Here is a 17,744-nt window from a genome sequence, read left to right on the forward strand (position 1 = left end):
GGCTGACGCTTACTTGGCTAGAATAGCCTGATGATCCAGATCTCCGACACTGCCCAGACCCATTTCCGCAAGTTGATCGAACGCGAGGGCGTGCCCGGCATGGGCGTGCGCCTGAGCGCGGTCGACCCCGGTACGCCGCGCGCCGATGCCCGGCTGGAATTCGCCGAACCGACCGACCTGCTCGGTGACGAGTGGGCGGTGGACTGCGATGGTTTCACCCTCTATGTCGACGCCGGCAGCGTTGGCTGGCTCGATGGCGCCGAGATCGACATCGTCGCCGGCACCGCCGGTGCCCAGCAGCTGACCATCAAGGCGCCGCGCATCAAGGGCGAAGCGCCGGGTGATGCGGCCTCGCTGGTCGAACGCGTGCACTGGGTGGTGGAGAACGAAGTCAATCCGCAGCTGGCCTCGCATGGCGGCAAGGTGGCCGTGCAGGAAGTCTCGTCCGACGGCGTGGTGCTGCTGCGCTTCGGTGGTGGCTGCCAGGGCTGCGGCATGGCCGATGTGACGCTCAAGCAGGGCATCGAAAAAACCCTGATGGGCCGCGTGCCGGGCGTGACCGCCGTGCGTGACGCGACCGATCATGACAGCGGCCACGCGCCTTACATTCCGCGCGGCAACGTCGCCTGATCGCTGACGCGTGCCTCTGACCCGGGCCGAGCAACTCATTGATCTGCTGCTGGCGCGCCAGCAGCCCCGCGCCGTCCTCGAGAAGTCCACGCGCCTGCCCTATGGCTGGGCGCTGTGGCTGCGCTCGCTGGGGCCACTGCCGCGGCCGTTCCATGCCCGCGAGGTTATCGCAGTTTTCCTGCCGCGCCCGCTGCCGGGCCCGCCAGGCCAGTCGCCGCGGCTGTCGCCGTGGCAGGCGCTGCGCCGATTGTTCTGGCAGGACTGGGACGCCGCGCCGCGCGACCAGCGCTGGATGCGCTGGACCTCGGCACTGGTCAGTGCACTGCTGCACCTGCTGTTCTTCGTGCTGTTGCTGTGGGTGGCGGTGATCCGTACCAGCGCGCCGGACGAAGAGGGCACCGAGGGCGAGCGCGTGCAGGTGGAGTTCGTCGGCCGCGCGTCGCAGGAAGGCGGTGGCGATCAGCCGGGCGCCGAAGCGGCTGCGGCTGCGGCGGCAGGTCGGGTTGCGCCGGGCCAGGAGGCGGGCGCTGCCTCGGCCCCTGCGCCGCGTCCGGTGGCTGCCGAAACCACCGCCTCATCCCCGGCATCCGCGCCGACCGCCAGCGTTCCACCACCGCCAGCCGACGCCGAGCCGGCGCCGGTGGCCGCGCCGCCGCCTTCGCCCGTCCAGGCCACCGAAGTGGCGCAGGCCAGCACGGATTTCGTGGTGCCGCCGGTCAGTGTGCCGCGCACCGAAGTCAGCGTCGTGCCGCGTGACAGCACACCCGCCGTGCGCGAGCGCAGCGTGCAGCCGGTGCAGGCGCCGCCGACACCAAGCCCGGTGCGTACCCCGGAACTGGCCGTGCGCACGCCGCAGGTGCGTGACATCCAGGTGCGCGAACGCGAAGTCAGTACGGTCGACGCGCCGGTGGCTCCCCAACCGCTGCGCAGCGCGGAAGTGCAGGTGCGCGTGCCGCAGCAGGACGTGCAGGTGCGCGAACGTGAAGTGCAGGCCGTGGCCGATCCGCAGGTGCGGATGGCGGCGGTGGCCGGGCGTGAGCCCGCCGTACGCGCGCCCACTGGCCGCGACGTGCAGGTGCGGGAACGTGAAGTGGCCTCGGCACCGGTGGCAGCGCCGGCATCCTCCAGTGGCAGTGCCACGGCGACGCCCGCGACTGCGGCCCAGGGCAGCGCGACGCAGGCGAGCAGCAGCGCGCGTCCGTCAGCATCCAGCAGCACACCCGCAAACGCGGGAGCGCGCCCGGCGCCTGATCCAGGCAACTGGGCGACGCCTGCCAAGGGCGATGACTGGGGGTCTTCCAGCCGCAACCGCGACGGCAGCAGCAACGGTACCCGCCAGGCCAGTACCGCCGGCAAGGGCAGCGGCCTGTTCAATGCCGATGGCAGCGTGCGCGTGCCTGGCCAGGAGGGCGATGGCCATGCCGCGCGCGGTGCGCCCGGCGGTGCCAACGACGGCTGGAGCAAGGAGCGCATTGCGCAGTCCGGCACCTGGCTGAAGCGCCCGCCGTACGACTACACGCCGACCTCGTTCGACAAATACTGGGTGCCGCAGGAATCGCTGCTGGCCGAATGGGTGCGCAAGGGCGTCAAGGCGATGGAGATTCCATTGCCGGGCACCAACACAAGGATCTCCTGCGTCATTTCGATCCTGCAGGCCGGTGGCGGCTGTGGCCTGACCAACCCCAACATGCAGGACCAGCCGGCCGTGGCACGACCGCCGCCGGACATCCCGTTCAAGAAGGAACTGCAGGAAGACAACGGGAGCCGCTAAAGCTTCGGCCGCGCCCGATGCGCTGGCCGGCCCGCGCTTTGGTAGATGCCAACCTGGGTTGGCACAGAAGCGCCGACCAAGATCGGCCTCTGCCAAGGCGTCAGTGCATGCCGGCCAAGGCAGTGACCTTACGCGCTCTGCGACAGGAACACCCAGAACGGTACGTCGCGGCCGACCCAGTCACGGCTGGTCTCGTCCATCACGTCCAGCAGGGTGTCGAAGTCCTTCTGCGCACCGGCGCGCAGCGCGTCCACGTCGGCCAGGAACAGCGCGTAGCCATTGGCCGGCAGCCATTGCAGGTCGCGCAGGTTGTCCGACAGCGCATCCCAGTTGCCGCCGAAACCGGCCGGGAAATCCAGCTGTGCGGCCAAACGGGCGAGCAGGGTGCGCTTGTCCGCGACGCCCTCCAGATCGATGCGGATCACTTTCAGGCCGGCATCGCGCATCGCCGCGGCCAGTGCGCCGATGTCGTCGCTGTCGATGGCGTAGACGCCGGCGTTGTTGATGTCATGCAGGCCAAGGCCGAAATCATCGTGGCTCATCACTGCGCTCCCTGGGCCGGTACGGTGAAGCTGCGGAATGACGCGTAATGGTCGTCGGTGTAGTACCACGCTTCCGGCGGATCGCCGCCGGTGACGATGCGACGCGTGCCACGCGTACGCGCGCCAGGGGTGTCGACGGTGTATTCGCGGTAGTAGCCGCGCGCGCGCTGCGGCAGTTGCTGCTCGCGGTTGCCGAAGGTACTGCCGTCCTGGCGGTGCGGGAATGGACCGCCACGCTGGATCAGGGCGATGGTAGCGCGCGCTTCGGCGGGCAGGAACGCGGGAAGTCCGCTGTCCTTGCCGGGCGAGGCGGTGGCCGGCGCGCGCGCGACAGGCGTGCCCTGCAGGTCGGGCGCGAACTGCGGCGCTGGCGGCCTTTGCAGGAAATGGTTGGCGACCAGGCCGAGCAGCAGCAGGGCGATGGCGGTGATCAGCAGCCGGGGGTTGCGCATGGGCAGGGGCGGGCGAGGGTAGTACACGCACTGTAGCGCCTGTGCGCTGCACGGTGCATGAGGAGAGCGCTGCGTCACTGCTGCGTAACAATTGCCGTCGTGCTCACTGGCAGGACGCAATTTCCTTTACATCCCCCTTGGTAATCTGGCGGTCTGTCCCCATCATTCACCGCGCACCGCCCGACATCGTCGGGTGCCCTCGCAATCAGGAGATGCATCATGGCCTACACCCTGCCCAAGCTGTCCTACGCCTACGACGCGCTGGAACCGCATATCGATGCGGCGACGATGGAAATCCATCACACCAAGCATCACCAGACCTACATCAACAACGTCAACGCGGCGCTGGAAGGCACCGAGTACGCTGACCTGCCGGTCGAAGAGCTGGTGAAGAAGCTCAAGTCGCTGCCGGAGAACCTGCAGGGCCCGGTGCGCAACAACGGTGGTGGCCATGCCAACCACTCGCTGTTCTGGACCGTGATGGCCCCCAATGCCGGCGGCAACCCGGTGGGCGACGTGGCCAAGGCCATCGACAAGGACCTGGGCGGTTTCGACAAGTTCAAGGATGCCTTCACCAAGGCCGCGCTGACCCGTTTCGGCAGTGGCTGGGCGTGGCTGAGCGTGACCCCGGACAAGAAGGTCGTGGTCGAGAGCACCGGCAACCAGGACAGCCCGCTGATGGAAGGCAACACCCCCATCCTCGGCCTGGACGTGTGGGAACACGCGTACTACCTGAAGTACCAGAACCGCCGCCCGGAATACATCGGCGCGTTCTTCAACGTCATCGACTGGAACGAAGTCGAGCGCCGTTACCAGGAAGCGATCGCCTGATCGCGTGACGGGATGACATGAGAAGGCCGGGGGAGACCCCGGCCTTTTCTGTTGCAGCAGTCGTTCGATAGTGCCGGCCGCAGGCCGGCAACCGTGCAGTACCGGGGGAGCCGGCCAGCGGCCGGCACTACCTATTCCGCAGTGGCCGTATCGCCCTGCAGGCGCAGGGTCGCCATCACACCCAGACGCAGGCCGGGCAGGTCGCCGTCGGCCGGCAGCAGGATCGGCTGCTGGCGGATGCCGCCGAAATGCTTGACCTGGAACAGCACATCCAGGCCGTGGCCGCTGCTGCCGCCCCCACTGGCCGCCGGCGCCTCGGCACGGCCGCCGGGATTGCGCCGGGCCGGCTGGAACCCCGGCGTGCTGCGCACCAGTTCCACCGTGCTGGCCGAGAAATCGCCGGCAATCAGGCTCGGCATGCCTTCGGCGGTGGCGCCGATCCAGGTCATCAGGTCGCTGGTCTGGTGCTGGCGGGCGCTGGCCTCGTCCGGGTCCGGGCGCAGCCGCGCCACATAGATGTTGACCAGCGCCTCGCCCAGCCTCAGCCGCATCATGCCGGCCGCGCTGAAGGTGCCGGGAGGATGCAGCAGGGTCACGCCGTCCTCGCTGACCGGCAGCCGGGTCAGCATGGCGTTGCCATGCCGCAGCGGCTGGCTGGGCGGATCGGCGGTAACGAAGTCGCAGCTGTAGCGCAGCCGGCTGGCCAGCCAGCAGGCCGGGTTGCGGCCCTGCTGCTGCAGCACCTGCTGCACCGAGATCACGTCCGGCTGCAGCTCGGTCAGCAGCTGTGCGACCTGCTCGCGGCGCTGCTTCCATTGCGCGTCATCGCGGCTGGGCAGCTCCAGCGCGGCGACCGTCAGCTGCCTGGGGTCGCTCTCGCTGGCAACGGCGGCCGGCGCCTGTGGTCGTGCCTGCGCCTGCAACGCCAGCAACAGCGCAAGGCAGCTGAGCAGGAGGCGGGCGTGGGCGAGGGGGCGCATAACGATAAGTTTACGCTTTTGTCGTGCAGGTGCCGTGACTTCCGGCAGGGCCTGCACTGCCTGCCATGGATTGGCACCGTTGTCATGCAGCCCTGCAGCGTGCTTCGCAAGCCCCGGTTCCGGTAACCTTGCGCCTTTCGCTTTGCAGGAATGCCTTACAGGATGAGCCACGACGCAGTCGCCCCCATCGCCGGCCAGGGAAAGATGCCGCGCCAGATTCCGTACATCATCGGCAATGAGGCCTGCGAGCGGTTCAGTTTCTACGGGATGCGCAACATCCTGGTGCAGTTCCTGATCACCTCGCTGCTGCTGCAGGAAATCACTGCCGAAGGCCGTGCCGGTGAAGCCAAGGACATCATGCACAGCTTCATGATCGGCGTGTATTTCTTCCCGCTGCTCGGTGGCTGGCTGGCCGACAGGTTCTTCGGCAAGTACCACACCATCCTCTGGTTCAGCCTGGTCTACTGCGCCGGCCACCTGTGCCTGGCGCTGTTCGAGAACAGCCGCGAGGGCTTCTTCCTCGGCCTGGGCCTGATCGCGCTCGGTGCCGGCGGCATCAAGCCGCTGGTGGCCTCGTTCATGGGCGACCAGTTCGACCAGAGCAACAAGCACCTGGCCAAGATCGTCTTCGACGCCTTCTACTGGATCATCAACTTCGGCTCGCTGTTCGCCTCGCTGCTGATCCCGCTGGTGCTGAAGAACTGGGGCCCGCAGTGGGCGTTCGGCATCCCGGGCATCCTGATGTTCATCGCTACCTTCGTGTTCTGGCTGGGCCGCAGGCGCTACGTGCTGGTGCCGCTGCCGCCGAAGGACCCGCATTCGTTCGCCAACGTGGTGCGTACCGCGCTGACCACGCGCGTGGCTGGCCAGGGCCGTCCGGGCCTGGTGATCGCCGTGCTTGGCCTGGCGCTGGCGGTGGCCTCGTTCGGCCTGGTCGGTTCGCTGGGCATCGTGATCTGCCTGTGCCTGGCGCTGGTGGCCATCCTTGCCGGCATCGGTGGCGGCACCTGGCTGCAGCTGGACCGCGCCCGTGGCCAGCATCCGGCCGAAGCCGTGGAAGGCGTGCGCTCGGTACTGCGCGTGCTGGTGATCTTCGCGCTGACCACGCCGTTCTTCTCGCTGTTCGACCAGAAGGCCTCGACCTGGGTCCTGCAGGGCCAGCAGATGCAGATGCCAAGCTGGTTCACCGCCTCGCAGATGCAGGCGCTGAACCCGCTGCTGGTGATGATCCTGATTCCGTTCAACAACCTGGTGCTGTATCCGGCCCTGCGCCGCTTCGGCTTCGAACCGACCGCGCTGCGCCGCATGACCGCCGGCATCGCCTTCAGTGGCCTGGCCTGGATCGTGGTGGGTGGCATCCAGGTGGTGATGGACGGCGGCAACGCCATGTCGATCTTCTGGCAGATGCTGCCGTACGCGCTGCTGACCTTCGGTGAGGTGCTGGTCTCGGCCACCGGCCTGGAGTTCGCCTACAGCCAGGCACCGCAGGCGATGAAGGGCGTGGTGATGAGCTTCTGGAACCTGACCACCACCATCGGCAACCTGTGGGTGCTGCTGTCCAACGCAGCGGTGCGCAACGACACGGTCACCCACCAGATCGCGGGCACGGGCCTGAGCGAGGCGGCGTTCCTGATGTTCTTCTTCGCCGGCTTCGCCTTCGTCGCGGCGTTGGCCTTCGGTTGGTACGCGAAACGCTATCGTATGGTCGACAACTACCGTAGCGCCTGAGCCTGACATGACCCCCGTCAATCTGCTGTTGATCGCCATCACCGCCATCCTGTCGTGGATGGCGTTCAACAACCGCAAGCTGGCCGACCGCCTGATCCTGTGGCCGCCGGCCATCGACCGTCACCGCCAGTACGACCGGCTGGTGACCTATGGCTTCATCCACGCCGACTGGTCGCACCTGATCTTCAACATGATCACCCTGTTCTTCTTCGGGGGATTCATCGAGAGCGTGATGGTGCAGCTGACCGGCAGCTACCTGACCTACCCGGCGTTCTACATCGGCGCGCTGCTGGTCTCGATCCTGCCCAGCTACCTGAAGAACCAGAAGAACCCGAACTACCTCAGCCTCGGGGCGTCCGGGGCGGTATCGGCGGTGCTGTTCGCCTTCATCCTGATCAAGCCGTGGTCGATCATCCTGGTGTTCTTCATCCCGGCACCGGCGATCATCTATGCCGCGTTCTACGTCGGCTACAGCATCTGGATGGACAGGCGCGGTGGCGACCGCATCAACCACAGCGCGCACCTGGCAGGTGCGGCGTTTGGCGTGATCTTCATGCTGGCCATGCAGCCGAGCATCTTCACCCACTTCCTGCGCGAACTCTCCAACCCGACCTTCCGCCTCGGCGGCGGTTGATGCGGGTAGCGGGGCGGATCGGGTCCGATCCGCCCCGGCCGGGTCAGGCTGCGGTCTGCTGGCCGTAGGTATCCAGCAGGCGGGCGAACACTTCCTCGCCGATGCGCTGGAAATCCTGATCCTCGGTCTGCCCTTCCACCGCCAGTTGCAGCAGGCCCTCCAGCAGGGCGCGGTCGGTATCGGAATGGGAATTGCTGGCGTGCATGGGAGCCTCCACGGTGGTGCGCATGGTCAACGGTCGCAAGGGTCGTGCCAGCCTGGCCGTACCCCTCCATAGGCGATAGCGGCCGGCCCGCCTCCAGCTTGAGGGCGAAAACTGACGTGAATGGACTGGACTTGCCCCTGTTCAGGCTTCACGCGATCATGGCGCCCGGCTGCGCACCATCCACGCAGTCGCCGCAGGAGACAGTTCCATGGCTTCGGTCACGCCCCCCGGTCTGGCCTATGAGGTCGAGCACGACCTGGCCAACCACCGCTTCACCGCACGTGTGCGCGGACAGCTGGCGGTGCTCGATTACCAGATCAAGCGCAGGCGCATGGTCATCACCCATACCGAGGTGCCCGAGCCGATCGCCGGCCGTGGCATCGCCGGTGAGCTGACCCGCGTGGCACTGCGTTTCGCGCGCGAGCAGAAATACAAGGTGGTGCCGGCATGTTCCTACGCCGAAGCCTTCCTGCAGCGCCACGAGGAGTACCACGACCTGCTCGTTGGCTGAACGCCAGCGGGTCACGCTTCAGCCATGGCAGGCGATGATGTACAAACATGAACAGGGGATCCCGATGAAGATTGGAAACAACCGGCCATTGCACGGCAGCGTGTTGGCCGGCGTGGTGGGCGTGCTGTTGCTGGCCGGTTGCCAGCGTGAAAGCGAGCCGGCACCGGCGACCGACGCGGCGCCCGCCGCCGAAGCCACCGCCGCAGGCGAAACGCCGGCCACGGAAGCGCCGCTGGACCTGCGCGACGTGATCGAGAACAACGAGCGCGAAGTGGTAGGCATCAGCTACCCGGCCGGTATCGACCGTTATCCGGGCCTGGCCCGCGCGCTGCAGAGCTATGCGACGAGTGCGCGCAGCGACCTGCAGCAGGCGCTGGACGGGCTGGGCAACGACAAGCCGACCATGCCCTACGAGCTGTCGCTGAGCTTCGAGAAGCTGCTTGAAACCCCGCAGCTGGTGGTGGTCAGTGCCGACGGCAGCCGCTACACGGGTGGCGCCCACGGCGAGCCGCTGGTGGCGCGCTTCGTGTGGCTGCCGCAGCAGCAGCAGATGCTCAGTGCCGACAAGCTGGTGGCCGATGCCAAGGGCTGGAAGGCGATCAGTGATTTCGTCGCCGACCAGCTGCGCGAACGCGTGGCCACCCGCCTCAGTGGCGAGGACATGGACCCGGCCCAGCTGCAGGAATCGCTGCGCAACGCATCGCGCATGATCGCCGACGGAACCGGCCCGCAGGCCGACAATTTCAGCCAGTTCCAGCCACTGACCGACGACAAGGGGCAGATCACCGCGCTGCGCTTTGTTTTCCCGCCGTACCAGGTGGGTCCATACTCGGACGGCACCCAGACCGCCGATGTACCGGCGGCGGTGCTGTTGCCTCACGTGGCCAAGGACTACGTGGAGCTGTTCGCACGCGGTTGACCGCAGTCGAGGAGGTGGCGTGGATACAGGGTTGCAGGAGCGGGTCGCCGGCCTGCTCCACGAAGCCGGGGTCCGCATCGGCGGCACCCAGCCACAGGACATCCAGGTGCATGACCCGCGTTTTTTCGCGCGGGTCATGGGCCACGGCTCGCTCGGCCTGGGCGAGAGCTACATGGAGGGGTGGTGGGATGCCAATGTCCTGGATGAATTCCTCGTCCACCTGATGCAGGCGCACCTGGATGAACGGGTGCACGGCTGGCGCGAAGTGGCAGACGCGCTGAAGGCGCGCCTGTTCAACCTGCAGGCGGGGCAGGGCAGTTACGAAGTCGGTCGCCGCCATTACGACCTCGGCAATGATCTCTACCAGGCCATGCTCGGCCAGCGCCTGGTCTACAGCTGTGGCTATTGGCGCGACGCCGACGACCTCGACGCCGCACAGGAGGCCAAGCTCGACCTGGTCTGCCGCAAGCTGGGCCTGCGCCCGGGCCAGCGCGTGCTGGACATTGGCTGCGGTTGGGGCGAAGCCCTGAAGTTCGCCGCCGAGCGCTACGGTGTCAGCGGCGTCGGCGTGACCATATCGCAGGAGCAGGCCGAGTTCGCGCGGCAGTTGTGCGCTGGCCTGCCGATCGAGATCCGCCTGCAGGATTACCGTGAACTGGACGAACCGTTCGATGCGATCTTCTCGATCGGCATGTTCGAGCACGTCGGTGACAAGAACTACGCCGGTTTCTTCGAAGTGGCCAAGCGCTGCCTGTCGCCACGTGGCCTGCTGCTGTTGCATACCATCGGCACCAACGTCTCACGGCATCGCACCGATCCATGGATTGCACGCTACATCTTCCCCAACTCGATGCTGCCGTCGGCGGTGCAGATCACCAAGGCGTTCGAAGGCCGTTTCGTGCTGGAGGACTGGCACAACTTCGGCACCGACTACGACCTGACCCTGCAGGCATGGCGGCGCAACGTGGAAGCAGCGTGGCCGCGGCTGGATGCGCACTACGACGAGCACTTCCGGCGCATGTGGCGCTTCTACCTGGCCGGGTCGATGGCCACCTTCCGCTGCCGGCACGCGCAGCTGTGGCAGCTGGTGCTGTCGCCGGAAGGCGTGCCGGGTGGGTACGTGGCGCCGCGTTGATGGCGTGGCTGGGGTCGGAGCCCTTTCCGTCGGAAAGGGATCCGACCCCGGGGTCAGATCCCTTTTCGCAGAAGAGGGCTCTGACCCCGACCACAACAAAAAACCGCCCGGTCTCCCGGGCGGTTTTCGTTTCAGGCGACTGCGCTGGCGATCAGTTGCCGGCGCCGGTCAGGCCGCGCTTTTCCAGCAGCGGTTCGATCTGCGGCTCGTGGCCGGCGAAATCGCGGAACAGCTGCATCGCGTCGACGCTGCCGCCCTTGGACAGCAGGGTGGCGCGGAAGTGGTCGCCGTTCTTGCGGCTCAGGCCGCCGTTGTCCTTGAACCACTTCTGGGTGTTGGCGTCGAGCACTTCCGACCAGATGTAGGCGTAGTAGCCGGCCGAGTAGCCGCCCATGATGTGGCTGAAGTACGGGGTCTTGTAGCGCGGCGGAACCGGCGCGTAGTAGATGCCGTCCTTCTCCAGCGCGGCGCGCTCGAACGCCATCACGTCCTTGGCCGCCGGCACCTGGTCCGGGCCGATCTGGTGCCAGTTCTGGTCCAGCATCGCCGCCCCCAGGTATTCGGTGGTGGCAAAGCCCTGGTTGAACTTCGATGCGGCAATCACCTTGTCCAGCAGGGCCTGCGGCATCGCCGAACCATTCTGGTAGTGCTTGGCGTAGTTCTTCAGGATGACCGGGTTGTCGGCCCACATCTCGTTGACCTGCGAGGGGAACTCGACGAAGTCGCGCGGCACCGAGGTGCCCGAGAAGTAGGGGTACTTCACGTTGGAGAACATGCCGTGCAGGGCGTGGCCGAACTCGTGGAAGGTGGTGTTCACCTCATCCCAGGTCAGCAGGGTCGGCTGGCCGGCCGGCGGCTTCGGGATGTTCAGGTGGTTGGCGACCACCGGCTTGAAGCCGGTCAGCTTGGACTGCGAGACGTAGGAGTTCATCCACGCACCGCCACGCTTGGAGGCGCGTGCATACGGATCGAAGATGAAGATCGCCAGCTGGCTGCCATCGGCGTCGAACACGTCGTAGACGGTGACGTCATCGTGGTAGACCGGCAGGTCGGTGCGCTGCTTGAAGGTCAGGCCGAATTCCTGGCCGGCGGCGTAGAAGACGCCGTTCTCCAGCACGTTCTTCAGTTCGAAGTATGGCTTCAGCTGCGACTCGTCGAAGTTGTACTTGGCCTGGCGCACCTTCTCGCTGTAGAAGGCCCAGTCCCACGGTTCCAGCTGGAAGGTCGGCTTGCGCGCGGCCTTCTGCTCCTTGTCGATCATCGCCTGCAGGTCGGCGGCTTCGCGCTTGGCATTGGCCACCGCGGCCGGAGCCAGCTTGCCGAGCATCGCGTTGACCGCTTCGGGGGTCTTGGCGGTCTGGTTGGTCAGGTTGTAGGCGGCGAAGTTCGGGAAGCCCATCAGCTTGGCCTTGTCGGCACGCAGCTGCATGATGCGCGAGACCAGCGCGGTGTTGTCGAACTCACCGCCGCGGCTGCCGCGGGTGGTCGAGGCTTCGTAGATCTTCTGGCGCAGGGCGCGGTTGGCCAGGTTGGTCAGCGGCGGCTGGCCGGTGGTGTTGAGCAGGGTGATCACGTACTTGCCTTCCAGGCCACGCGCCTTGGCGGCTTCGGCGGCGGCGGCGATCTGCTCCTTGGACAGGCCAGCCAGCTCCTTGACGTCGTCGACAGTGATTGCCGAAGCGTTCACTTCCGACTGCACGTTCTGGCTGAACTTGGTGCCCAGATTGGCCAGTTCGGCATTCATGTCCTTCAGCGTGGCCTTGTCGGCCTCGGACAGCTTGGCGCCGGCGCGCACGTAATTGTCGTAGTACTTCTCGACCAGGCGCACGCCTTCGGCGTCCAGGCCCAGCTGGCTGCGGGTGTCGTACAGCGCCTGGATGCGGGCGAACAGCTTGCCGTTCAGCGCGATCGCATCGCTGTGCGCGGCAAACTTCGCCGAGTAGTCGGCCTGCAGCTTCTTGCGGGTGTCGTTGGTATCGGCGCCGACCAGGCTGAAGAACACGGTGGTCGCACGGTCGAGGATGTCACCGCTCTTTTCCAGCGCGATGATGGTGTTGTCGAAGGTCGGCTTGGCCTTGTTGTTGGCGATCGCCTCCACTTCCTTCAGCTGCTGCGCCATGCCGGCGTCGAAGGCCGGTGCGAAGTCGCTGTCCTTGATCTTGTCGAACTGCGGGAAGTGCAGCGGCAGCGGGCTTTCGGCGAAGAACGGGTTGGCCTGCTGGGCATTGGTGCTGGCAGCCGGGGTGGCGGCGCCGGCCGAGAAGGCGGGCAGGGCAAGGCCGAGGGACATGGCCACGGCAAGGGCAAGTCGAGTGGTCAAGGTAGAAGCTCCGGTAAGGCAAACAAGGGCCCGAGGGTAACCCGGCCGGCGGCGACTGCACTTGTGTCAAAAGGCATGTTGCCGGGGCCGGGCGCGGGTACCATGCGTTCACCGCCCACGGCCCGCTGCCATGACCACTGCCTACGATTTCAGCTTCCGTGACCTCGACGGCCAGCCGCAGGCGCTGGCCCGGTACCAGGGCCACCCGTTGCTGCTGGTGAACGTCGCCAGCCGCTGTGGCTTCACGCCTCAGTACACCGGGCTGGAGCAGCTGTGGCAGGACTACCGCGAGCGCGGCCTGGTGGTGATCGGCTTCCCGTGCAACCAGTTTGGCGCGCAGGAGCCCGGTGATGCCGCGCAGATCCGCCAGTTCTGTTCGCTGGACTATCCGGTCAGCTTCCCGCTGTCGGAAAAGATCGAGGTCAACGGCGAGGGGGCCGACCCGCTCTGGAGGTGGCTCGCGCGGGAGAAGCGCGGCGTGCTCGGCAGTGCCCGCATCAAGTGGAATTTCAGCAAGTTCCTGGTCGATCGCCAGGGGCGGGTGGTGTCGCGGCATGCGCCCACCACCCGGCCGGAGCAGCTGCGCGGCGAGATCGAAGCGCTGCTGTGAGGTCGTGCCGGCCGCTGGCCGGCAACCCCGTGGGCCAGGAAGAGCCGGCCAGCGGCCGGCACTACCGTTGCAGCATCATTTCTCGACGAACGCGCGCTCGAACACGTAGTGGCCCGGCTGGCCGATGCGCGGCGAAACCTGGAAACCACGGGCATCGAGCACAGCACGCAGGTCGGCCAGCATCTGCGGGCTGCCGCAGATCATCGCGCGGTCGTTTTCCGGGCTCAGCTCCGGCAGGCCGAGGGTGCGCTGCATCTGGCCGCTTTCCATCAGCGAGGTCAGGCGGCCCTGGTTGGCGAACGGCTCGCGGGTGACGGCCGGGTAGTACAGCAGCTTGTCGCCGATCATCTCGCCCAGGAACTCGTGCTCACGCAGCTCCCTCTCGAAGTAATCGCGGTAGGCCAGATCCTTTTCGTAGCGCACGCCGTGGCAGAGGATCACCTTCTCGAAGCGCTCGTAGGTCTCCGGGTCCTTGATGACCGACAGCCACGGCGCCATGCCGGTACCCGTGCCCAGCAGGTACAGGTTCTTGCCCGGGTGCAGGTCGCTGATCAGCAGGGTGCCGGTGGGCTTCTTGCCGACCAGCACCTTGTCGCCCGGCTTGATGTGCTGCAGGCGCGAGGTCAGCGGGCCGTCCTGCACCTTGATGCTGAAGAACTCCAGATGCTCTTCCCAGTTGGCGCTGGCGATGGAGTACGCACGCAGCAGCGGCCGTGCCTCGGTTTCCAGGCCGATCATCACGAACTGGCCGTTCTCGAAGCGGAAGCCGCTGTCGCGGGTGGTGGTGAAACTGAAGTAGGCGTCGGTCCAGTGACGGACCTCAAGCACCGTTTCGGCGCCAAAAGCGGAGGACATGGGCGTATCTGTCAAAAGTCGTCGGGGGAATTCTATCTCAAATGAGACGGGTTCTCATTGGGCGGAACGAGAGGCGTTCTCAGCGGTAACCCGCCGCCTGCAGCTCGAACAGCTCGGCATAGCGGCCGCCCTGTGCCATCAGCTGGGCGTGGGTGCCACTGGCCTCGATCCGGCCATCGGCCAGCACCAGGATGCGATCGGCCATGCGGACCGAGGAAAAACGGTGGGAAATCAATACGGCGGTGCGATTATCCGCCAGTTCCCTGAACCGCTGGAACACCTCGAATTCACTGCGCGCATCCAGTGCTGCCGTTGGCTCATCCAGGATCATCACCTGCGCATTGCGCATCCACGCGCGGGCAATGGCGATCTTCTGCCACTGGCCACCGGACAGGTCCACGCCCTGCTTGAAACGGCGGCCGATCAGCTGGTCGTAGCCACCGGGCAGCTCCTCGATCACTTCCTCGGCCATGCCGCGGCGCGCGGCGTCGGCGATGCGCGCCCGGTCGTCCATGGCCTCGACCTGGCCGACGCCGATGTTCTCGCCGGCGCTGAGGTTGTAGCGCACGAAGTCCTGGAAGATCACCCCGAGGTTGGCGCGCAGGTCGTCCAGGTCGTAGTCGCGCAGGTCGCGGCCATCGAGCAGGATGCGACCCTCGTCCGGTTCGTACAGGCGTGCCAGCAGCTTCACCAGGGTGGTCTTGCCGGCGCCGTTCTCGCCGACCAGGGCCAGCACTTCGCCGGCCTGCAGCTGGAAATCGAGGTGGCGCACCGCCCACTGTTCGGCATCGGGATAGCGGAAGCCGACGTTCTCGAACACGAAGCCCTGGCGGATCGGCTGCGGCACGCGTATGGCGCCTTCGCGCGAGTGGATTTCCGGCTCGATCTGGAAGAACGAGAACAGGTCGTCCAGGTACAGCGCCTGGCTGGCCACCTGCGAGAAGCCGATCAGCAGGCCTTCCAGCAGCTGGCGCAGGCGCAGGAAGCTGCCGGCAAGGAAGGTCAGGTCGCCGATCGAGAAATCGCCGCGCACCGTGCGCCAGGCGATGTAGGCGTAGGCGGTGTAGTAGCCCAGCGTACCCAGCGCAGCCAGCAGCGTGCCCCAGAACGCCCGGCGCCGTGCCAGGGCACGGTTGGCCTGGAACAGCGCCACCGACAGGCGCCGATAGCGCTCGACCAGGAAGCGGTGCAGGTTGTAGATCTTCACTTCCTTGGCCGTTTCCACGCTGGCACCGAGCTGGCGCAGGTAGTCGAGCTGGCGGCGCTCGGGCGTCCATTGGAAGTTGAGGCTGTAACCGGCCGCGTTGAAGTGCGATTCGCCGATGAAGGCCGGCACCAGTGCCAGCGCAAGCAGCAGGATCAGCCACGGCGCGTAGACCAGCAGGCCGACGGCGAGGCTGGCCACGGTGATCGCGTCCTGCACCTGGCCGAACAGCTGGCTCATCAGGTTCATCCGGCCCATGGTCTGGCGCCGCGCACGGTCGAGCTTGTCCTGCAGGTCCGGGTCCTCGAAGTCCTCCAGATCCAGCGTCGCCGCGTGTTCCATCAGCCGGATGCTGGTGACGTTGGCGAACAGCTCGGAGAGCAGGGCATCGGCGTAGCTGACCAGCCGGCCGAGCAGGTCCGAGGCGATGGCCAGGCCGAATTCCAGCGCCAACAGGCCCAGCAGCGGATTGAGCATGCCGCTGGACAGCGCCTCGCCCAGCGGCGGGAAACCGGCGTCGTGCTGGCTCAGGTGCAGGGCGCTGTCGATGATCAGCTTGCCGACGTACAGCATCGCCACCGGCAGCAGCGCACGGATCAGGCGCAGCCCCAGGCTGGCCAGGGTGAGCGCGGGGCTGGTCTGCCAGACCATGCGCAGGAACGGCGGCAGGTTGCGCATCGCCTTGAAGCGCTGGCGCAGGCTGGGTTTCTTCGCGGCGGCAGCGCCAACGGGGGGGATGGCAGGCATGCGCGTATTGTGCGCGCGTGATACGTGCAGGGGGAGTCAGTGCAGCCGTGTTGCCGGCACCGGGGTCAGATCCCTTCGCGAAGCGAAGGGATCTGACCCTCCTGCATCCACGCATAGCGTGGATCCACCGTGCCGACCAAGGTCGACACCTACCAGCAGCACCGATGAACTGTCGAAGGCGGGGTGGGTCAGGCCGGCAGCGGCGGCAGCAACCCCGCACCGAGGCGGTTCCAGGCATTGATCACCGCGATGCCCATGCTCAGGTCACTGATGCCCTTCTCATCGAAGTGCGGTGCCAGGGCATCGAACGCGGCCTGCGACGGCGCGCCGTCGGTCAGCCGGGTCAGCGCCTCGGCCCAGCCCAGTGCCGCGCGCTCGCGTTCGTCGAAGAAGCGGCTGTCGTGCCATGCGGGCAGCGTGTCCAGCTTGCGCGGCTCGATGCCGCCCTTGCGCAGCGCGGTGCCGTGCATGTCCATGCAATAGCCGCAGCCGTTGAGCTGCGACACGCGCAGGAACACCAGTTCCATCAGGGTCGGATCGATCGAGCTGTCATGCACGGCCTGGCTGGTGGCCAGCAGGCCCTTGAAGGCCTCGGCGGCCAGGCGGGTGTAGGGGACGCGGGGAGAGGCGTGGTCGGACATTTTCGGCTCCACGGCGGCCACGGTGGCCGCCTTTCACTACCAGGACGCCGTACCGTCATCGCGCGTGACAGCACCCGGCAGCTTTTCCGGATTCAACACGCTGTACACGTTGGCGATGCGGCCATCGACCACTTCGATGGTGGTGACCGAATGCAGGCGCTCACCCTGGAAGCGCAGGATCGCCGGCTCGCCGTTGACGTAGCCCAGCTGGGCGGGATGCACCGCGCCGCGGCGGGCGATGGCCCAGAACAGGCGGCCGATGCGTTCGGCGCCCAGCAGCGGCCGCACCGCCGCAGTGACCACGCCACCGCCGTCGGAAACCAGCACCGCGTTGGCGTGCAGCAGGGCCTGGATCGCGTCGCTGTCGCCGCGCTGCGAGGCCTCCATGAAGCGCGCCAGCAGCTGCCGGTGCTGGCTGGCATCGGCATTGAAGCGCGGTCGTCCGGCCTGCAGGCGTTGCCGGGCACGGTGCACCAGCTGCCGGCAGTTGGCCTCACTGTGGCCGATCAGCTCGGCGATCTCACGGTAGTCGTGGTCGAACGCCTCCTTCAGCAGGAAGGCGGCGCGTTCCTCCGGGCCGAGCTGTTCGAGCAGGGTCAGGAAAGCGACCGAGACGTCGTCGGCCAGCGCATGCAGCTGGGCCGGACCGGGCGCCGGGTCCGGCTCCAGGGTGACCGCCAGCGGTTCGGCCAGCCATGGGCCGACGTAGTGGACGCGCTCGCGCTTGGCCGCACGCAGCCGGTCCAGGCCGAGCCGGGTGGTGGTGGTGACCAGCCAGGCCTCGGCATCGCGGACGGCCGCAGGATCGGCGCCGGACCAGCGCAGCCAGGCGTCCTGGACCACGTCTTCGGCGTCGGTGCGGCTGCCGAGCAGGCGGTAGGCCAGCGCCATCAGGCGCGGGCGGTGGGTCTGGAAAGCGGTTTCGGCGTTCATGTGGGCAAGGACGCCGCAGTGGCGCGTGGCGTGACAGAGCGTCGGGGGAATCTTGCCGGCCAGCGGCCGGCACTACCACCCCGGGGCCGGGGGAGG

Annotated in this window: 18 protein-coding genes; 9 read left to right on the forward strand and 9 right to left on the reverse strand. The window is 67.0% G+C overall.

Going from position 1 to position 17,744, the window contains the following annotated elements; all coding sequences use genetic code 11:
* Positions 1-30 precede the first annotated feature (30 nt).
* The gene (locus J3A72_RS10095) at positions 31-630 is read left to right on the forward strand and encodes an NfuA family Fe-S biogenesis protein (RefSeq protein ID WP_014037813.1); all 600 of its coding nucleotides are present in this window, start codon (positions 31-33) and stop codon (positions 628-630) included.
* A 10-nt stretch (positions 631-640) separates the two neighbouring features.
* A complete protein-coding gene (locus tag J3A72_RS10100; RefSeq protein ID WP_053495369.1) occupies positions 641-2,401 on the forward strand; it encodes a hypothetical protein in 1,761 nt (586 codons plus the stop codon).
* Positions 2,402-2,529: 128 nt separating this feature from the next.
* Here J3A72_RS10100 and J3A72_RS10105 read toward each other — a convergent pair whose 3' ends face one another.
* Both J3A72_RS10105 and J3A72_RS10110 read right to left on the reverse strand, forming a co-directional pair.
* The gene (locus J3A72_RS10105; protein WP_053495370.1) at positions 2,530-2,943 is read right to left on the reverse strand and encodes a barstar family protein; all 414 of its coding nucleotides are present in this window, start codon (positions 2,941-2,943) and stop codon (positions 2,530-2,532) included.
* Positions 2,943-3,395 (reverse strand): ribonuclease domain-containing protein, encoded by a 453-nt coding sequence (locus J3A72_RS10110; protein WP_041863621.1) that lies wholly within the window; start codon positions 3,393-3,395, stop codon positions 2,943-2,945. Before J3A72_RS10110 ends, J3A72_RS10105 begins: the two co-directional genes overlap by 1 nt.
* Positions 3,396-3,614: 219 nt before the next feature.
* Here J3A72_RS10110 and J3A72_RS10115 point away from each other — a divergent pair, with 219 nt between their 5' ends.
* A complete protein-coding gene (locus J3A72_RS10115; protein WP_005410310.1) occupies positions 3,615-4,226 on the forward strand; it encodes a superoxide dismutase in 612 nt (203 codons plus the stop codon).
* Positions 4,227-4,357: 131 nt separating this feature from the next.
* Here the strand turns inward: J3A72_RS10115 and J3A72_RS10120 are convergent, their stop codons facing one another.
* Positions 4,358-5,206: an endonuclease/exonuclease/phosphatase family protein gene (locus tag J3A72_RS10120; protein WP_049405898.1), complete on the reverse strand. Its 849-nt coding sequence runs from the start codon at positions 5,204-5,206 to the stop codon at positions 4,358-4,360.
* A 162-nt stretch (positions 5,207-5,368) separates the two neighbouring features.
* On the opposite strand from J3A72_RS10120, the gene J3A72_RS10125 reads away from it, so the two are divergent.
* Both J3A72_RS10125 and J3A72_RS10130 read left to right on the forward strand, forming a co-directional pair.
* A complete protein-coding gene (locus tag J3A72_RS10125; RefSeq protein WP_014647736.1) occupies positions 5,369-6,934 on the forward strand; it encodes an oligopeptide:H+ symporter in 1,566 nt (521 codons plus the stop codon).
* A gap of 7 nt (positions 6,935-6,941) precedes the next feature.
* The gene (locus J3A72_RS10130; protein WP_014647735.1) at positions 6,942-7,568 is read left to right on the forward strand and encodes a rhomboid family intramembrane serine protease; all 627 of its coding nucleotides are present in this window, start codon (positions 6,942-6,944) and stop codon (positions 7,566-7,568) included.
* A gap of 43 nt (positions 7,569-7,611) precedes the next feature.
* Here the strand turns inward: J3A72_RS10130 and J3A72_RS10135 are convergent, their stop codons facing one another.
* Positions 7,612-7,773 (reverse strand): hypothetical protein, encoded by a 162-nt coding sequence (locus J3A72_RS10135; RefSeq protein ID WP_014037806.1) that lies wholly within the window; start codon positions 7,771-7,773, stop codon positions 7,612-7,614.
* A gap of 208 nt (positions 7,774-7,981) precedes the next feature.
* Between J3A72_RS10135 and J3A72_RS10140 the strand changes: the two genes are divergently transcribed.
* The 3 genes from J3A72_RS10140 to cfa are packed head-to-tail and all read left to right on the forward strand — an operon-like array spanning position 7,982 to position 10,338.
* Positions 7,982-8,284: a GNAT family N-acetyltransferase gene (locus J3A72_RS10140; RefSeq protein ID WP_006455911.1), complete on the forward strand. Its 303-nt coding sequence runs from the start codon at positions 7,982-7,984 to the stop codon at positions 8,282-8,284.
* 37 nt (positions 8,285-8,321) lie between these two features.
* Positions 8,322-9,203 (forward strand): DUF3298 and DUF4163 domain-containing protein, encoded by an 882-nt coding sequence (locus tag J3A72_RS10145; protein ID WP_049405891.1) that lies wholly within the window; start codon positions 8,322-8,324, stop codon positions 9,201-9,203.
* Between the two features lie 19 nt (positions 9,204-9,222).
* A complete protein-coding gene (gene cfa, locus J3A72_RS10150) occupies positions 9,223-10,338 on the forward strand; it encodes a cyclopropane fatty acyl phospholipid synthase (RefSeq protein ID WP_046431639.1) in 1,116 nt (371 codons plus the stop codon).
* Positions 10,339-10,489: 151 nt separating this feature from the next.
* Here cfa and J3A72_RS10155 read toward each other — a convergent pair whose 3' ends face one another.
* Complete coding sequence (locus J3A72_RS10155) at positions 10,490-12,658, reverse strand: M3 family metallopeptidase (RefSeq protein ID WP_014647732.1); 2,169 nt, start codon at positions 12,656-12,658, stop codon at positions 10,490-10,492.
* 130 nt (positions 12,659-12,788) lie between these two features.
* Between J3A72_RS10155 and J3A72_RS10160 the strand changes: the two genes are divergently transcribed.
* The gene (locus tag J3A72_RS10160; RefSeq protein ID WP_014647731.1) at positions 12,789-13,268 is read left to right on the forward strand and encodes a glutathione peroxidase; all 480 of its coding nucleotides are present in this window, start codon (positions 12,789-12,791) and stop codon (positions 13,266-13,268) included.
* Between the two features lie 75 nt (positions 13,269-13,343).
* Here J3A72_RS10160 and J3A72_RS10165 read toward each other — a convergent pair whose 3' ends face one another.
* The 4 genes from J3A72_RS10165 to J3A72_RS10180 all read right to left on the reverse strand — a co-directional run bounded on the left by J3A72_RS10165 (position 13,344) and on the right by J3A72_RS10180 (position 17,648).
* Entirely contained in the window at positions 13,344-14,123 is a 780-nt protein-coding gene (locus J3A72_RS10165; RefSeq protein WP_014647730.1) for a ferredoxin--NADP reductase, read from the reverse strand.
* Between the two features lie 79 nt (positions 14,124-14,202).
* Positions 14,203-16,074, reverse strand: a complete 1,872-nt coding sequence (locus J3A72_RS10170) for an ABC transporter ATP-binding protein (RefSeq protein ID WP_075076679.1) — start codon at positions 16,072-16,074, stop codon at positions 14,203-14,205.
* 188 nt (positions 16,075-16,262) lie between these two features.
* Entirely contained in the window at positions 16,263-16,715 is a 453-nt protein-coding gene (locus J3A72_RS10175) for a carboxymuconolactone decarboxylase family protein (protein ID WP_075076678.1), read from the reverse strand.
* Positions 16,716-16,751: 36 nt separating this feature from the next.
* A complete protein-coding gene (locus J3A72_RS10180) occupies positions 16,752-17,648 on the reverse strand; it encodes an RNA polymerase sigma-70 factor (protein WP_075076677.1) in 897 nt (298 codons plus the stop codon).
* Positions 17,649-17,744 lie beyond the last annotated feature (96 nt).

Origin of the sequence: Stenotrophomonas sp. PvP093 (assembly GCF_017876915.1) — a bacterium.
Classification (GTDB): domain Bacteria; phylum Pseudomonadota; class Gammaproteobacteria; order Xanthomonadales; family Xanthomonadaceae; genus Stenotrophomonas; species Stenotrophomonas muris.

Coding starts and splice junctions, on each gene's coding strand:
- J3A72_RS10160 (WP_014647731.1), top strand. CDS start 12,789: ATGACCACTGCCTACGATTTCAGCTTCCGTGACCTCGACGGCCAGCCG.
- J3A72_RS10115 (WP_005410310.1), top strand. CDS start 3,615: ATGGCCTACACCCTGCCCAAGCTGTCCTACGCCTACGACGCGCTGGAA.
- J3A72_RS10145 (WP_049405891.1), top strand. CDS start 8,322: ATGTACAAACATGAACAGGGGATCCCGATGAAGATTGGAAACAACCGG.
- J3A72_RS10110 (WP_041863621.1), bottom strand. CDS start 3,395: ATGCGCAACCCCCGGCTGCTGATCACCGCCATCGCCCTGCTGCTGCTC.
- J3A72_RS10125 (WP_014647736.1), top strand. CDS start 5,369: ATGAGCCACGACGCAGTCGCCCCCATCGCCGGCCAGGGAAAGATGCCG.
- J3A72_RS10170 (WP_075076679.1), bottom strand. CDS start 16,074: ATGCCTGCCATCCCCCCCGTTGGCGCTGCCGCCGCGAAGAAACCCAGC.
- J3A72_RS10130 (WP_014647735.1), top strand. CDS start 6,942: ATGACCCCCGTCAATCTGCTGTTGATCGCCATCACCGCCATCCTGTCG.
- J3A72_RS10175 (WP_075076678.1), bottom strand. CDS start 16,715: ATGTCCGACCACGCCTCTCCCCGCGTCCCCTACACCCGCCTGGCCGCC.
- J3A72_RS10120 (WP_049405898.1), bottom strand. CDS start 5,206: ATGCGCCCCCTCGCCCACGCCCGCCTCCTGCTCAGCTGCCTTGCGCTG.
- J3A72_RS10095 (WP_014037813.1), top strand. CDS start 31: ATGATCCAGATCTCCGACACTGCCCAGACCCATTTCCGCAAGTTGATC.
- J3A72_RS10165 (WP_014647730.1), bottom strand. CDS start 14,123: ATGTCCTCCGCTTTTGGCGCCGAAACGGTGCTTGAGGTCCGTCACTGG.
- J3A72_RS10140 (WP_006455911.1), top strand. CDS start 7,982: ATGGCTTCGGTCACGCCCCCCGGTCTGGCCTATGAGGTCGAGCACGAC.
- J3A72_RS10105 (WP_053495370.1), bottom strand. CDS start 2,943: ATGAGCCACGATGATTTCGGCCTTGGCCTGCATGACATCAACAACGCC.
- J3A72_RS10180 (WP_075076677.1), bottom strand. CDS start 17,648: ATGAACGCCGAAACCGCTTTCCAGACCCACCGCCCGCGCCTGATGGCG.
- J3A72_RS10135 (WP_014037806.1), bottom strand. CDS start 7,773: ATGCACGCCAGCAATTCCCATTCCGATACCGACCGCGCCCTGCTGGAG.